Annotated in this window: 8 protein-coding genes and 1 pseudogene; 8 read left to right on the top strand and 1 reads right to left on the bottom strand. The window is 63.0% G+C overall.

Features of this window, described 5'->3' with window-relative positions; genetic code table 11:
• Positions 1-78 precede the first annotated feature (78 nt).
• Genes FF80_RS06020 through ugpC form a run of 4 tightly spaced genes read left to right on the top strand, consistent with a single transcriptional unit; the run spans position 79 to position 6,107 of the window.
• On the top strand, positions 79-978 hold the full coding sequence (locus tag FF80_RS06020; RefSeq protein ID WP_035098592.1) for a sugar ABC transporter permease: 900 nt from the start codon (positions 79-81) through the stop codon (positions 976-978).
• Positions 979-1,794: a carbohydrate ABC transporter permease gene (locus FF80_RS06015; protein ID WP_052153243.1), complete on the top strand. Its 816-nt coding sequence runs from the start codon at positions 979-981 to the stop codon at positions 1,792-1,794. It begins immediately after the preceding gene.
• The gene (locus tag FF80_RS06010) at positions 1,791-4,991 is read left to right on the top strand and encodes a glycoside hydrolase family 38 C-terminal domain-containing protein (RefSeq protein ID WP_052153242.1); all 3,201 of its coding nucleotides are present in this window, start codon (positions 1,791-1,793) and stop codon (positions 4,989-4,991) included. Before FF80_RS06015 ends, FF80_RS06010 begins: the two co-directional genes overlap by 4 nt.
• A gap of 60 nt (positions 4,992-5,051) precedes the next feature.
• Positions 5,052-6,107 carry a sn-glycerol-3-phosphate ABC transporter ATP-binding protein UgpC gene (gene ugpC, locus FF80_RS06005; RefSeq protein ID WP_035098590.1) on the top strand — a complete coding sequence of 352 codons (1,056 nt, stop codon included), beginning with the start codon at positions 5,052-5,054 and terminating at the stop codon, positions 6,105-6,107.
• Positions 6,108-6,415: 308 nt separating this feature from the next.
• On the opposite strand, the gene FF80_RS06000 is transcribed toward ugpC, so the two are convergent.
• On the bottom strand, positions 6,416-7,441 hold the full coding sequence (locus FF80_RS06000) for a LacI family DNA-binding transcriptional regulator (protein ID WP_035098589.1): 1,026 nt from the start codon (positions 7,439-7,441) through the stop codon (positions 6,416-6,418).
• A gap of 191 nt (positions 7,442-7,632) precedes the next feature.
• Between FF80_RS06000 and FF80_RS05995 the strand changes: the two genes are divergently transcribed.
• From FF80_RS05995 to FF80_RS05980, 4 genes and pseudogenes are all read left to right on the top strand, one after another.
• Complete coding sequence (locus FF80_RS05995) at positions 7,633-9,309, top strand: Na/Pi cotransporter family protein (RefSeq protein WP_035098587.1); 1,677 nt, start codon at positions 7,633-7,635, stop codon at positions 9,307-9,309.
• Entirely contained in the window at positions 9,309-9,809 is a 501-nt protein-coding gene (locus FF80_RS05990; RefSeq protein ID WP_244445721.1) for an NUDIX hydrolase, read from the top strand. Before FF80_RS05995 ends, FF80_RS05990 begins: the two co-directional genes overlap by 1 nt.
• A 94-nt stretch (positions 9,810-9,903) precedes the next feature.
• Complete coding sequence (locus FF80_RS05985) at positions 9,904-15,402, top strand: alpha-2-macroglobulin family protein (protein WP_035098584.1); 5,499 nt, start codon at positions 9,904-9,906, stop codon at positions 15,400-15,402.
• Positions 15,399-15,816 (top strand): annotated as a pseudogene (locus FF80_RS05980) (penicillin-binding protein 1C); the annotation flags it as partial. The gene FF80_RS05985 and the pseudogene FF80_RS05980, both read left to right, overlap by 4 nt.

Here is a 15,816-nt window from a genome sequence, read left to right as displayed (position 1 = left end):
CGCCGTCGACCTCTCCCCTGAGGGGCGAGGTGAAACCAGATCGAGTTTTTTTATGCACGCAGCACGTTAGGCGGGCGAATGAGTTTGATGAAAAACCAGGCCAATCCCTGGCTCACCAGCAATCTGCTTGTGCTGGGGCTGGGCATGTTGCCGGCCCTGCTGCTGATCGGGGTGCTGCTGTATTTTACTGCCTGGGCCTTTGCCTTCAGCTTTACCGACCTGGCCCTGGTGGGCCGCAAATCGGTGGAGTGGAGCTGGGTGGGGCTGCAGAATTTCGAGCGGCTGTTCACGCGGCGCGGTTTTTTGGAATCGCTGTGGACCACAGTCATCTTCGTGTTTTTCTCGGCCATTGTGGGCCAATCGGTGCTGGGCTTTTTGCTGGCGGCGCTGCTGCGAGGCACCCAGTCCACGATCAAGACCGTGGTCGAGGTCTGCATCATGCTGGGCTGGCTTTTGCCCGATATCGTGGCGGCCTTTTTGTGGTCGGCGACGACGTCGCAGACCGGGCTGATCAATTCGCTGATCATCGTGCCGCTGGGCTTTCCGCCGGTCAATTTCATCAATGATTATGCCCTGCCGGTGGTGACCATCGCCAATATCTGGAAGGGCACGGCCTGGTCGTATCTGCTGTTTTCGGCGGCGCTGGATTCGGTGTCACGCGAGGTGGTGGAAGCGGCCAAGGTGGACGGGGCTACCGCGTTCCAGCGTATCTGGCTGGTCATGCTGCCGATCATAAGGCCGCATATCGCCACCAATATGCTGTTCATCACCATCTGGACCTTCACCTATTTCCCGCTGATTTTCGCCATGACCGGGGGTGGGCCGGGCACGCAGACGCAGACGCTGGCCGTGTTCCTCTACAATCAGAGTTTTTCGCGCGGTAATCTGGGCTTTGGCAGCGCCATTTCGGTGGCCATGCTGGTCATTGTGGGCCTGTTGTCGCTGGTCTATCTGCGCATGCTGCGGGAGCCGAAATAAATGGAAGCCAATCCCGCTCATTCGCGGCTCACCGCGATTGCCCTCGCCTTCATGGCCCTGATCTGGGTCAGCCCGTTTTCCTGGCTATTCCTCAATGCCTTCGATCCGGCGGCGACGGGGCGGCTGGCCATTCCCCAGTCGGTGGGATTGGACAATTTCGCCCAGGCGATCAGCGGCAATGCCGGGCGGCAATTCCTCAATTCCATGCTGATCGCGGCGGGTACGGCGACGCTGAGCGTCGTGGTGGGTATTGCGGCCGCCTATCCGCTGTCGCGGCTCAAAATCCCGGGGCGCAATGCTTTCCTGTGGACGCTGGTGCTGCTGCGGATGCTGCCGTCGGCAGGTGTCCTGGTGCCGCTCTATTTCGCGGCGCAGCGCGGCGGGCTGCTCAACCAGTTTGGCGTCATCATTGCGCTCACCATTCTGAACCTGCCATTCACGCTGCTGCTGCTCAAGAATTTCTTCGATACCGTGCCGATCGAGCTGGAAGAGGCCGCTTATGTGGAAGGCGCCTCGCTGTTCCAGATCGTGACGCGGATTGTCTTGCCCATGTCACGCGCGGGCATTGCAGTGGTGTGGTTCTTCAGCTTCACGGGCGCTTGGAATGAATTCCTGTTGCCGCTGATCTTTTCGCGCGTCGAGGCCGGCTTTCCCATGTCGGTGGGCCTTTACGCGGCCTTTGGCCAGCAGGGCTCGGTACAATACGGGTTCCTGGCGGCCTATTCCATCATCTACGCAGCGCCGGCGGTCGGCGTCTATTTTCTATTGCGGCGGAACATGAATACAGGGTTCGCCGGTGTCGGAGTTAAAGGATGACCTATTCCAATCCCCTTTCGTCCAAGCTGGGTTTGCTGGACGATGATCTCAAGATGGAAGGCAAGCTCATCCGGCTCTGCGCCGATCTCGAAAAGAAGATTCTGACGCCGATCCTTGATGCGCCTTTCCAGTGGCATGTGCTGCGCGACGATGTGACGAGCGAAGCCGCGCTCAAGGCGGATTGGCGTGCTTGGGAGAAATTCGGCTCGCATTCCGTCTGGGCCAAGAAGCAGGGCCATACCTGGTTTGCCGCTGAAGTGACTGTGCCCGAAGCGGCGGCCGGCAAGACGTTCGTGCTCAAATTCACCAGCCAGTGGCAGGACCGGCCGGGCTCAACCGATCCGCAATGCCTGGCCTATCTCGACGGCAGAATCGCCCAGGCGCTGGATGGCAACCACACCGAACTGGTCATCGAGCGAAATGCCAAGCCGGGTCAAAAACATGTGCTGCTGGTCAATGCCTTCACCTTTTTCGAGCGGCCGCTGGTTGGCTTTACCGTCGATTTCTATACGCGCAGCGAGCGGGCCGAGAAGCTCTATTGGGACCTGCAGACGCCGCTGGATGTGGCGACGCGGCTGTATCAGAACGATCCGCGCCGCCAGGCAATCCTGAACATTATCGACCGCTCATTGCGCGCGCTCGATCGCCGGGACGGCTATACGGCCGAGTTCGAGGCCTCGCTGGGTGATGCCGAAAAGATTGCCGCCGAAATCTATGCATTGGTCGATACCGAGGTCCAGCCGCAGATCACCGCTGTCGGTTCCACCCATCTCGATGTGGGCTGGCTGTGGCGCGTGATGCACACCCGCGACAAGACGGGGCGCTCCTTTGCCACGGTGCTCAACCTGATGGAGGAATATCCCGAATTCGTCTTCATGTATAACCAGTCGGTGCTGTTCGATTTCCTGAAGAAGGACTATCCCGAGCTGTGGGATCGCCTGCAGCAGCGGGTCAAGACCGGCCAGTTCGAGATCGAAGGGGCGATGTGGGTCGAGCCGGACGTCAATATCGTTTCGGGGGAGAGTCTGGTCCGTCAGATCATGCGTGGGCGGCAGTTCCATCTGGCTGAATTCGGTGTCGATCCCAAGACGGTGTGGCTGCCCGATACGTTCGGCTATTCGGCCAATCTGCCGCAGATCATGGACAAGTCGGGGCTGAAATATTTCGTTACCTCCAAGCTGAGCTGGAACGATACCGACCGCCATCCCTATGACAGCTTCCACTGGCGCGGCATTGATGGCACGATCACCAAGGCCCAGCTGATCACCGCACAGCGCTATGAGAGCGAGGCGGTTTATACCACCTATAATGGTGACCTGTCGGTATCCGAGACCATGGGCGCCTGGAAGCGCTATGAGCCCAAGGCGGTCCATGATGAAGTGGTGATGTCCTATGGCTATGGCGATGGCGGGGGCGGACCGACCCGCGGCATGATCGAGCGCGGCATTCGGCTGGAACGCGGCATTCCCGGCGCGCCGCGCGTCAAGCTCGAAGGTATCGTGCCCTTCCTCGATCGGCTTGGCGCCAAGATGGACGCTCCGGGCAACAAGTTTCCGACCTGGAATGGCGAGCTTTACCTGCAATATCACCGCGGTACGCTCACCTCGGTGGCCAAGAACAAGGCCAATAACCGCAAGGCGGAACGCTTGCTGCGCGAGCTTGAACTGCTCGGAGCGCTGGCGCTGGCGACCACTGGCGCGCCTTATCCCAAGGAGACGCTGGCCGAGTTCTGGGAATTGGTGCTGATCAACCAGTTCCACGACATCCTGCCGGGCACCTCGATCCCCGAGGTCTATGTCGATAGCGACAATGAATATGGCAAGATTTTCTCGACGCTGGGTTCGGCCAATGGGCCATGGCACAGTGCTGCGGCGGCGCTGAGCAAGGCGGGCGGCGGTGGGCTCAAGCTGTTCAACTTCACCGGGCAGACCCGTTCGGGGCTGGTCAGTATCGGCGCGGATGCGGGCCTCGAGGGGGCATCCCTCAGCATTGCCGGCAATCAGCACAGCCTGCAGAAGGTCACCGGCGCCGGCGGTGAAGTGGCCTATGTGGCGCCGGTTTCCGATCTGGCCCCGCTGGGCTGGACGGGGGCGCAGATCGTCACCGGAGCGACGGCCAATAGCTCGCCGCTATCGGTGTCGACGGGTCATCTTGAGAATGAATTGCTCAAGGTGAGCTTCGACGCCTCGGGCGAAATCACTTCGGTGTTCGACAAGACGCGCAATCGCGAAACCATTGCGGCGGGCGAGACGGCCAATCGGCTCATTGCCTATGAAGACAAGCCGATGGAATGGGACGCCTGGGATATCGACCGTTATTTCGAGGAGCAGTTCTGGCCGCTGGCTGATGCCAAGGCCAAGATTTCGGTGGTGGAAACCGGGCCGCATCGCGCTGCCATTCGCATCGAGCGCAAATATCAGGCCTCGAGCGTGGTGCAGGTGGTGTCGCTGGCCGCTGGCGCGCGGCAGGTGGAGTTCGACACTTTCATCGTCTGGCAGGAGCGCCAGACGGTTCTCAAGGCGCAGTTCCCGTTCGATCTCAATACGTCCGAAATCCGCTCGGAAATCCAGTTCGGCCATGTGCGGCGCCCCACCCATCGCAATACCAGCTGGGACAAGGCGCGGTTCGAGGCTTCGATGCATCGCTGGGTGGATCTGAGCGAGGCCGATTTCGGTGTCGCCCTGCTCAATGATTGCAAATATGCCTATGATTGCCTGGAGCAATCGGTGCGGCTGACCCTGGTGCGCGGCTCGACCTTCCCGCATCCTGAGGCCGATCTGGGCGAGCATCGCCTGCGCTATGCTTTGTTCGTGCATGATGGCGTGGCCGATCTCGCCGATGTGCATCGCGCTGCCGAGCGCTTCAACAATCCGGTGGCGGTGATCGGTTCGCTCCATCCGGTGGCCGATGCGAGTGAGGACGCCGGCAGCTTCTCGTTTGCCAGTGTCGATCAGTCCAATGTGACGCTGGAAACGGTCAAGAAGGCCGAAAAGTCCGATGCCATCGTGCTGCGTGTGTTCGAGCACGCCAATATCCGGGCCGAGGCGACGATCAGTTTCGGCATTCCGGTCAAGTCGGTGCGGGTGGTCAATCTGATGGAAGAAGGCGCGGGCGACGCGCTGGAGCTGACCGATAATGGCGTGACGCTGTCGCTGCGGCCCTTCGAGATCGCAACGCTGCTGATCGAAACGGCCTGAATTCTATTGGCCATCCCGGCCTCGTGCCGGGGTGGCCGCTATCGAATAGGGAGGAAAATCATGGCTGATGTTACCCTGCGCGGCATCCGCAAATCCTATGGCTCGCTCGAAGTGGTGCATGGGGTCGATCTTGACATCAAATCGGGTGAGTTCGTGGTGTTTGTCGGCCCCTCTGGCTGCGGGAAATCCACGCTGCTGCGGATGATTGCCGGGCTCGAGCCGATTTCGGGCGGCGAGATTTCGATCGGCGGCCGGGTGGTCAATGACGTGCCATCGCCTCAGCGGGGCATTTCCATGGTGTTCCAATCCTATGCGCTCTACCCGCATATGAGCGTCTACGACAACATGGCTTTTGGGCTGAAGCTCGCCAAGACACCCAAGGCGGAAGTGGATCAGCGGGTGCGCGAAGCGGCGCGGATATTGCAGATCGAGGATTATCTGGAGCGCATGCCCAAGGCGCTGTCAGGCGGGCAACGCCAGCGTGTCGCCATTGGCCGTGCCATTGTGCGCAATCCCAAGGTGTTCTTGTTCGACGAGCCGCTGAGCAATCTCGACGCCTCGCTGCGCGCCCAGACCCGGGTCGAGATCGCCAAGCTGCATGACACGCTCGACGCTACGATGATCTATGTGACGCATGACCAGGTCGAGGCCATGACGCTGGCCGATCGGATCGTGGTACTCAATGCGGGCAAGATCGAGCAGGTTGGCTCGCCGCTGGAGCTTTATCGCAATCCGGTCAATACCTTTGTGGCCGGGTTCATCGCCAGCCAGCGCATGAATTTTTTGCCGGTGGTGGTGGAAGGCGGGCAATTACGCCTGGTGGATGGCAAGGCGCTGCCGCTGGCGCATCCGCAATTGGCCAAGGCGGTGACGCTGGGGGTGCGGCCCGAGCATCTGCAACTGGCGAGCCCGGAAACGGCGCATTTCAGCGGCACGTTATCGGTGATCGAACAGTTCGGGGAATATGCCCTGGCCTATGTGGAACTGGCCTCAGGCGAGTTGATGACGGTCAAGCTGGATGGTGCGCCGGATCTGCAATTGCATGAGCGGGTGCATATCGGGCTGCCGGCGGACGGGGTGCATTTGTTTGACGCCGAGGGCAGGGCGCTGCGGTAGGGGTCTACCCACCCGCAGGTGTATCGCATCTCCACCAGCCCAGGGGCTTTGGCGTCCCCTCGCCCCTCAGGGGAGAGGGTTAGGGTGAGGGGTGCGATGCTGCGGCCATAGTGGATGTGGAAGCATCGCACCCCTCACCCGCCGGCTTCGCCGCCAACCTCTCCCCTGAGGGGCGAGGTGAAACCGGCATCTGCGATAGTCTTCACGGCAGAGGGGAGGGTGCCGATCGTGGTACCCGAGCCTCCACTCGCGCGACCTCGTGGTTCGACAAGCTCACCATGAGGTCTCTTGAAAGGCTACTGCAGAACCTAACCAGCGTTCGGCCGCGGCAGCACCGATTTACGCCAGATCGGCACCGGCTTGATCGGCGGCACGACGTGCGCCCATTCGTCGGGGCCGGCCTGGGTGAGCAATTGCACGATGAGTTGCACCATTTCTTCCACCGGCTGGCGGAAGGTGGTGAGGGCGTAGGATTCCCAGCCGGCCTGCTCGATATCGTCGAAGCCGACAATGCTGACATCCTGCGGTACGCGCAGGCCGAAGGAATGGCGCGCCGCATCCATGAAGCCCAGGGCCAGCAGGTCGGTGACGCCGAACACGCCATCGGGTCCGCCGCTGCGGCTATAGAGCTGGCGGGCAGCTTCGGCGCCGGCGGCATAGCCGGTGGCGCCGGCGCGGATGATGGGAACGCTCAGGCCATCCTCTGCGGCGGCGGCGGCGAAGGCGCTGTCGCGGGCCGAAAGGCTCGGCGTGCCGGCGGTGGAGGAGACCACGGCGAGCCGCTGGCAGCCCGCCCGGCGCAGCAGGTGATAGGCTTCCCGCGCGGTTTCAGCATTTTCCACCGCGAGATTGGCGGGGCCTTCAATGTGGTCGCTGCGATTGATCAGGATGACGCGCTGGCCATTGGCGACGCAGCTGGCGATCAGGGAAGCATCGGGCGTGCCGGAGAGCACGATGACGCCGTCGGCGCGGAAATTGAGGGTCTGGCGCAGGGCATTGGCGACGCTTTCTGCGTCGCCGGTGGTGTTGATCACCATGCCGACCTTGCCGATGGCCTGCAATTGGCGGGTCATTTCGTCGAGCATGCGCGCCTGATAGGGCGTGGGGATTTCGGAGACGATAATGCCGATAATGTTGCTGCGGTCGTGGGACAGACCGCGGGCGAGGTGGTTGACGTGGTAGCCAAGCACAGCGGCGGCCTCGAGCACCTTCTTGCGGGTGGCCTCGGAAACGCTGGCGCCATCGGTGAAAGTGCGCGACACAGCCGAGCGCGACACGCCCGCCAGCCGTGCCACCGTTTCGGCGCTGACGAAACCTTTTGTCTTGATATCCATTTGTCCTCCCGCGACGTGCACGCCCGTGCATAGACAGCTTGTCAGCGCGTTACTAGCGCGCGCGGCAAAACTTGTCCAACGCGATGGATTCGGCGTCTCCGGGGGTTAACGCCAAGATCAACGTTGACGCATCATCGAAAGGGCGTAGTCTGTTGCAACCGTGTGCAAATCTTGGTGTTCAACAGGATGCAATGTCGTCAACAATTCACCTGATCGATCTGCTTGGGGCCGGTGCCCTGTTGATCTGGGGGCTGCGGCTGATCAAGACCGGCATCATGAATGCCTTTGGCGCCTCGTTGCGCCAGTGGATCGGCAAGGGCACGGGTAATCGGTTCAAGGCGGCGCTGTCGGGCCTGCTGGCCACGCTGGCACTGCAATCAAGCACGGCGACGGCGGTGATTACGGCATCCTTTGCCAGCCGCGGCATTATCGAGCAGCGCATGGCGCAGGCGGTGATGCTGGGCGCCAATGTCGGCACGGCGATCGCCGCGGTCATTTTGTCCATGGATGTGCACTGGATCGGTTCGGCCATGATCCTGGTCGGGGTCGTGACCTATTCGGTCAGCCATTATGCGCGCGGCAAGGGCGTCGGCCGGGCGGCGCTGGGGCTGGGGTTGATGCTGCTGGCGCTGCAATTGCTGGGGCAGGTAACCGAGCCGCTACGCGAATCCGAAATGGTCATCGCGGTCCTGTCCGGGCTGGGCGACGCGCCGGTGATTGCGCTGCTGCTGGCCACGGGGCTGGCCTTTGTCGCCTCGTCCAGCCTTGCCGTGGTGCTGTTTGTGGCTCTGCTGGCGCAATCGGGGCTGGTGACGCCTACCCTGGCGGTGATCCTGGTGGCGGGGGCCAATCTGGGTGGGGCCATTCCGCCATGGCTGGCCGTGTCACGCGAAGGCGCCGAAGCGCGGCGGCTGACGCTGAGCAATCTCGTAGTGCGGGGACTTGGTGCGCTGGTATTGACGGCTTTTGCCGGGCCGGTGGCGGCGTTTGCGCTGCCGCTTTTGCCCAGTGCACAGATGCTGGCGATTGCCACCCATATCGGGTTTAGCCTGGTGCTGTTGGTGGTGTTCCTGCCGCTGCTCGATCCGATTGCGCGTCTCGCCACCAAGCTCGTGCCGGCGCGGGCGGCTGGCAAGCAGGGGCCGACTTATCTCGATGACGGGGCGCTCGATACGCCTGCCATTGCGCTCGCCGTCGCGGCGCGGGAAACGCTGCGCGTCGGCGATCTGGTGGGCAAGATGCTCGAAATCAGCCTTAATGGCTTGATGCAGAACGATCCGGCGCTGCGCGACAAGCTGGGCGGGTTCGACGACGATGTCGATGCGCTGCAGGAGGCGATCAAGCTCTATCTCGCCAAGCTGGGCCGGGGCGAGCTTGACCCCGACGACGACAGGCGGGCGGCCGAGATCGTCTCCTATGCCATCAATCTCGAGCATATCGGGGACATTATCGATCGGGGCCTGTGCGAGCAGGCGACCAAGAAGGCGCAACGCAAGGTCAAATTTTCGGCTGAAGGACTGGCGGAAATCCAGGAAATGTACGCCAAGACCATGGAGAACCTGCGGCTGTCGCAATCAGTGTTTTTCGGGCGCGATCCTGAACTGGCCCGGGCGCTGATGGCGGGCAAGGTCGAGATCCGGCGGCTCGAGGCAGCGTCGAGCGAGCGGCACCTGCAGCGGGTGCGGGCGCTGCGCAGCGAGACACTCGAAACCAGCACGCTGCATCTCGATATCCTGCGCGATCTCAAGCGCGTCAATGCGCATCTGGCCTCGGTTGCGGTGCCGATCCTCGAACAGATGGGCGAATTGAGCGAAAGCCGGCTGGTGCATCAGGGCAGCGTTGCGCCGGGCCATGAGGGGCATGGGTGATGGCGGTCAAAGCGCAGCTCATGGAAAAGCCCAAGGGGCGAGAGATGACGGCAGGCGAGACGGCGTTGGATTTTGCGGCGCAGTTTGCCACATTGCCCTGGCGGATCGGCCGCAGCGGTGCGCCCGAAATCCTGCTGGTCACCTCACGCACCAGCCGCCACTGGCTGCTGCCCAAGGGCTGGCTGGTGCGGGGCAAATCGGCCATGGAATCGGCGGAGATCGAGGCCTTCGAGGAAGCGGGCGTGCAGGGCAAGATGCGCAACAAGCCGATCGGGGTCTTTGCCTATAACAAAATCCTCAAGACCGGCGAAACCCTGCCATGCCGGGTGACGGTGTTCAGCCTCAAGGTCAAGAAGCTGCTCGATGACTGGCCCGAGGCAGGGCAGCGCGAGCGGGAATGGTTTGATATCCCGGCGGCGGCCGATGCCGTATATGAGCCGCAATTGCGAGATTTCCTCCTCGGCCTGAGCCGGTTAGGGCCTATCGCTTTGTTGCGGTAACGCTATCTGCGTTCCCCCAGCGTGACCAGCTTTACCGGCATGGCGGCGCCTTCTATGGTGGCGCCGCGAGTGGGCGTTGGGAGAGGGCTGGGGTATGGGCAAGCTGAGGGCATTGCGCTGGTTGGGTGCGGCTGTGCTGATGGGGCTCAGCCTCGTCCATGCGCAGGCGGCGGACGTCAAGGTGACGCTGCTGGAAAACACCGACCTGCCGGGGTTCGATTATTCGATCCTTCGGGATACCAACCTCGAGGCTTGCCGCAGCGCCTGCGTGGATGACAATATCTGCCGCGCCTTCACCTTCAATGCGCAGTCCAATTGGTGTTTCCTCAAGGGCGACAGCAGCGAGATCGCCGAATTTACCGGGGCGACTTCGGGCCGTGTCAGCCGGGCGCCCACGCCCGCCGCCACCGAGGCCGCCCGCCAGGCCGAATTGCCGTTTCCGCCGCAGGATCTGATCTACCAGGCCAAGGGCTTTGCAGAATCCCTGCCCAATACCGACGCCCCGCCGCCCAAGACCAGCTATGCCGAATTGATTGCGATCGCCGAACAGGGCGTTGCCGACGAGAATCCGGCCGGAGCCATGGTGGCTTTCCGCCAGGCGCTGGCGATCAATGCCAATGACCGCGATGTGTGGCAGCAATTGGCCGATGTGGCGCTGGCCCGGGCGGAAGCGGTGGCCGGACAGGCCGAGGGCGACAATAGCTATGACATGGCGACGGTGGGCATATCGGCTTCGATGAATGCCTTCCTCCGCTCGACCGAGCGCGACGACCGCGCCCATTCGCTGGCCGCCCTGGCGCAGGGCATGGAATATCGCCAAATGTGGCGCGAGGTGATTGCCACCTATCGTGCGAGCCTGGCGCTGGCGCCGAGCAAGCAATTGCAGACTTATCTCGACGATGTCATCGCCCAGCATGGTTTCCGCGTGACCAGCCATGAAGTGGATGCCGAATCCGCTTCGCCGCGCATCTGCGTGGTGTTTTCCGATCCGCTGCCCTCGGGCAGCACCGATCTTTCCGGCTATATCGTGGTGCCCAATGCGCCGCAGGCGGCCATTGAAACCGAGCAGAGCCAGATCTGCATCGATGGCGTGCAGCATGGCGCCCGCTATGCCATTCAGCTGCGTGCGGGCCTGCCGTCGGCCGATGGCGAAACGCTGCGCAAGGATGTCAAGCTCGACGTCTATGTGCCCGATCGCGCGCCCTTCGTGGCCTTTGCCAATAATGCCTATGTGATGCCGGCTGGCCTGGGCGGCGGGCTGCCGATCACTTCGGTCAATGCCGAAACCGCCGACGTGATGATCTATCGCATCGGGGACCGGTCCATCGCCGCCGCGGTGCGCGACGGGATTTTCCAGGGCTCGCTGACCGGCTATTCGGCCGAAAATGTCGCCGATCAATATGGCGAAAAGATCTGGGACGGAAAGGTCGATCTGGCCAAGGGGGCGGCCAATGCGCTGACCACTACCGCCATTCCGGTTGCCGATGTGCTCAAGGACATTCCGCCCGGCGCCTATGTGGTGACCGCCAAGGTGGCCGACAGCGAAGCCGATTATTGGGATAGTCTTGCCACCCAATGGTTCATCGTGTCCAATCTGGGGCTGACCACGATTGCCGGCGATGATGGCGTGCATGCCTTCGTGCGCGGGCTGGGCGATGCCAAGCCGATGGCGGGCGTTGATGTGCGGCTGGTTGCGGTCAACAACGAGATATTGGGCGAAGGCGTCACCGATGCGGATGGCCGCGCGGTGTTTGCGCCGGGCCTGGCGCGTGGCACGGGCGGCAAGGCGCCGCAATTGCTGGTCGCTGAAACCAAGGATGGCGATTATGCCTTCCTTGATCTGTCCAAACCGGCTTTCGATCTGACCGATCGTGGTGTCGAAGGCCGGCCCTCGCCGGGCCCGCTGGATCTGTTTGCCACCACCGAACGCGGCGTCTATCGGCCGGGCGAGACGGTTTATCTCACGGCGCTGTTGCGCGATGCGCGGGCGCAGGCGGTCAAGGATATGCCGCTGACGATCGAAGTTGAGCGCCCCGATGGCGTCGTCGCCAGCCGCGACGTGTTGCGCGATGGCGGGGCGGGCGGTTATTTCACCGCGCTGCCCATGGTGGGGGACGCGATGCGCGGCTCCTGGACGGTGCGGCTTTATGCCGACCCCAAGGCGGCAGCGCTGACCAGCGTGGCATTCCTGGTCGAGGATTTCGAGCCCGAGCGGCTGGCTTTCGATATCACTGCGCCAGATGCGCCGGTCGAAACCGGCGTCGAGACGGCAATCGATGTCACCGCGAAATATCTCTATGGTGCCACGGCGCCGGGCCTTGCCGTCGAGGCCGATGCCGTGCTGCGGCCGCGTACGACGCTGGAGCAATTCCCGGGCTATACGTTTGGCCGCGAAGACGACACGATTGAAACCAGCCGCGAACCGCTTGGCGTGGTCGGCACGACTGACGAATCCGGCAAGGCTGTTGCTGCCGTCGTGCTGCCGGAGCCGCAATCGACGACGCGGCCGCTGGAAGCCCAGATCATCCTGCGGCTGGTCGATACCAATGGCCGCACGGTCGAGCGTTCGCTGACCCGCCCGGTGCTGGCCGATGTCGATCGGATCGGCATCAAGCCGGCCTTTACCGACGCCACGGGCCTTGATGAAGGATCCAAGGCCGAGTTCGATATCGTCGCCGTGTCGCCCGAGGACGAAGCGATTGCCAAAACGGGCCTGAGCTGGACGCTGTCGCGCATCGAAACCAATTACCAATGGTATCGCGATGGCAGCACCTGGAAATGGGAAGCCATTACCAGGACGCGCGAAGCGGCCAATGGGACTGTTGACACCGTCGCGGGTGGCCCGGCCCGGATCGGCGCCAATGTCGATTGGGGCCGCTATCGGCTCGAGATCGAAAGCGCCGGACCCAATCCGACCTCGTCGAGCTACGAATTCTATGCCGGCTATTATTACGCCGATGCCGGCAGCGACACGCCGGATACCTTGCAGGTCGCGCTGGATAAGCCCGCCTACCGGCCCGGCGAAACCGCCAATCTCAAGCTAGATCCGCAATTTGCCGGCACGGCTTTGGTCATGGTGGTGGATAACCGCATCATCGATATGGTTGCGGTCGAAGTGCCCGAGGGTGGCACGACCGTGCCGCTGCAGGTGACCGAACAATGGGGACCGGGCGCTTATGTGACGGCGGTGCTGTATCGTCCGTCCGATGCCAATGAGAAGCGCATGCCATCGCGAGCGCTGGGGCTGGCCTTTGCCGATGTCGAGCCGGGCGATCTCAAGCTCGCCACCAGCATCGACGCGCCCAAGGAGAGCCTGCCGCGCCAGAGCTTCACCGCGACGGTCAAGCTGGGCAATGTGGCGGCCGGGCAGCAGGCCTATGTGGCCGTTGCCGCGGTCGATCTGGGCATTCTCAACCTCACCAATTTCAAGGTGCCGGCGCCCGATGACTGGTATTTCGGCCAGCGGCAGCTGGGCATGGAAATCCGTGATCTTTATGGTCTGCTGATCGACCCGACCCAGGGCCTGCCCGGCGCGATGCGTTCGGGCGGCGATGGCGGGGCCTCGCGACTGGGCACGCCGCCGCCCACTTCGGTGCTGGTGGCGCTGCATTCGGGCATTGTCGAGGTCGATGAGCAGGGCAATGCAACCGTCACCTTCGAGATGCCGGACTTTTCCGGCACGGTGCGGCTGATGGCCATGGCCTGGACCGATACTTCTGTCGGCCATGCCTCGGCCGATGTCATCGTGCGCGATCCGGTCGTGGTGACGCTGAGCCCGCCGCGCTTCCTGCGCGTGGGGGATGAATCGCGCCTGCTGGTCGAGGTCAACAATGTCAGCGGTGCCGCCGGCAGCTATGGTATTGCGCTGAGCACCGGGCAGGGCATTTCGACCGATGCCGAAAATAGTAATGTCGAACTGGCCCAGGGCGCGCGGACTTCGCTCGATCTCGGGCTGACGGGCACGGGGATTGGCGATTGGCCGGTCGTGCTGACCATTACCGCGCCTGATGGCTCGACCCAAAAGAAGGAGTTGACTCTGGGCGTCCGCGCCACCAGTGGGCCGGTGACCACCAGCCGGTTGATCCCACTGCCGGCGGGGCAGACCGTGAGCATCGAGGACAGCTATTTCGATAGCTATATGGCCAATACCGGCGCGCTGACGCTCGCCATCGGCCCGCTGGCACGGCTCGATGTGCCAAGCCTGCTGCTCTCGCTCGATCGCTACCCCTATGGGTGCGCCGAGCAGACGTCGAGCCGTGCGCTGCCGCTGCTATATCTGAATGAAGTGGCAAGCATGATCGGGGTGGGCAGCGACGACAAGCTCAACGAGACGGTGACCAAGGCCATTGCCTCGACGCTTGCCAAGCAGACCTCCACCGGCGGCTTCGGCCTGTGGGGTCCGTTCGATGGCGGCGATCTGTGGCTGGATGCCTATGTCACCGACTTCCTGATCCGGGCCAAGGCGGAAGGCTATGCGGTGCCCGAGGATGCCATGACCATGGCGCTGGATAACCTCTCCAACCAGGTGTCCTACGCCACCGACTTCGACAATGGCGGGGAAGCCATTGCCTATGCGCTGCATGATCTGGCCCGCGCCGGCCGTGCCGCCATTGGCGATCTGCGCTATTATCTGGAAGCCCGGCTCGATGCCTTCGCTTCGCCGCTGGCCAAGGCCCAGCTCGGCGCGGCTTTGGCTCTTTATGGCGATAGCACTCGCTCGGAAACCGCGTTCCTGGCCGCTGTCGAGGACTTGCGCAAGGCCGAGCAGCCCAATCGCTACCGCTCCGATTATGGGAGCCTGCTGCGTGATACGGCGGGTGTGCTGACGCTGGCCGCCGAGTTCAAGCCGGAAGGGGTGGATATTGCGCTCTTGACCAGCCAATTGGCCAAGCTGCGTGACCGGGCGCGCTATACCTCGACCCAGGAAGACAGCTGGACGCTGCTGGCTGCCGCGGCGGTGGGCCGAGACAGTGCCGATGGTTCTATCTCCATTGACGGGGAGGCGCTGACCGGTCCGGTCTATCGGCGCTTCGATCAGGAAGAGCTGGAGGCCGCTGCGGTCGAGATCACCAATAACGGTGAGACCGATACTGAAGCCAAGGTGACGGTAACGGCCATTCCGCAGACGCCGCCGCCGGTTTCGAGCAATGGCTTTGCCATCACGCGGGAATATTTCCTGCCCGATGGCACGAGCATTGATCCGCAGGATGCGCCGATTGCCCAGAATGAGCGGCTGGTGGTCTTGCTGACGGTCAAGCCGGAGCGGCTGGGCTCGGGGCAATATGTGATTGCCGATCCGTTGCCGGCGGGGTTCGAGATCGAAAACCCGGACCTGTCGGCGGGCGGGGGCGTGTCCGATTTTGCCTGGCTTACGGTGGATGCGCCAACCCATGTGGAATCGCGCACCGACCAGTTCGTCGCGGCCTTCCGCTATTTCTCGGATGTCGGGACATTCAGGACCGCCTATATGGCTCGCGCCGTTTCGCCGGGGAGCTTCACCCTGCCCGGGGCGACGGTCGAGGATATGTATCGGCCTGAGTTCCGGGCCAATACGGCTGCGGGCCGCATCGAGGTCACCCAAGCGGGACCATGAATGAGGCGGGCGCCATTGCTGCACGCAAAGCTCCGCGCTGGCGGCGGGTGGCGCTCGTTGCTTGCCTTGTCGCCGGCGGGATTTTGGCAGGCGGGGCCATCTATGTCCGATCGGTGATTGGGGAGATTGCTGTGACGCTGCCGCCTGTACCCGATCTGGCGGCGCTTCCGGTATCGGTGGCGGTGGTGGATCGGGATGGGCAATTGCTGCGGCCCTTCACCACGGCGGATGGGCGCTGGCGGCTGCCGGTCACCAATGCGCAGGTCGATCGGCGGTTTTTGGGTATGCTCATAGCCTATGAGGATCGCGGGCTTGCCCGTTACCATGGGGGCGGAAGGGGCGCCATGCTGCGGGGGGCGGGGGGATATGTGGGGGGCGGGGGGGAAGTGGTGTCGGGGGGGTCGACCCCGACCA

The sequence above is a fragment of the Devosia sp. LC5 genome (genome assembly GCF_000735585.1).
Lineage (GTDB): Bacteria > Pseudomonadota > Alphaproteobacteria > Rhizobiales > Devosiaceae > Devosia.
This window is presented reverse-complemented; position numbering and strand designations above follow the sequence as displayed.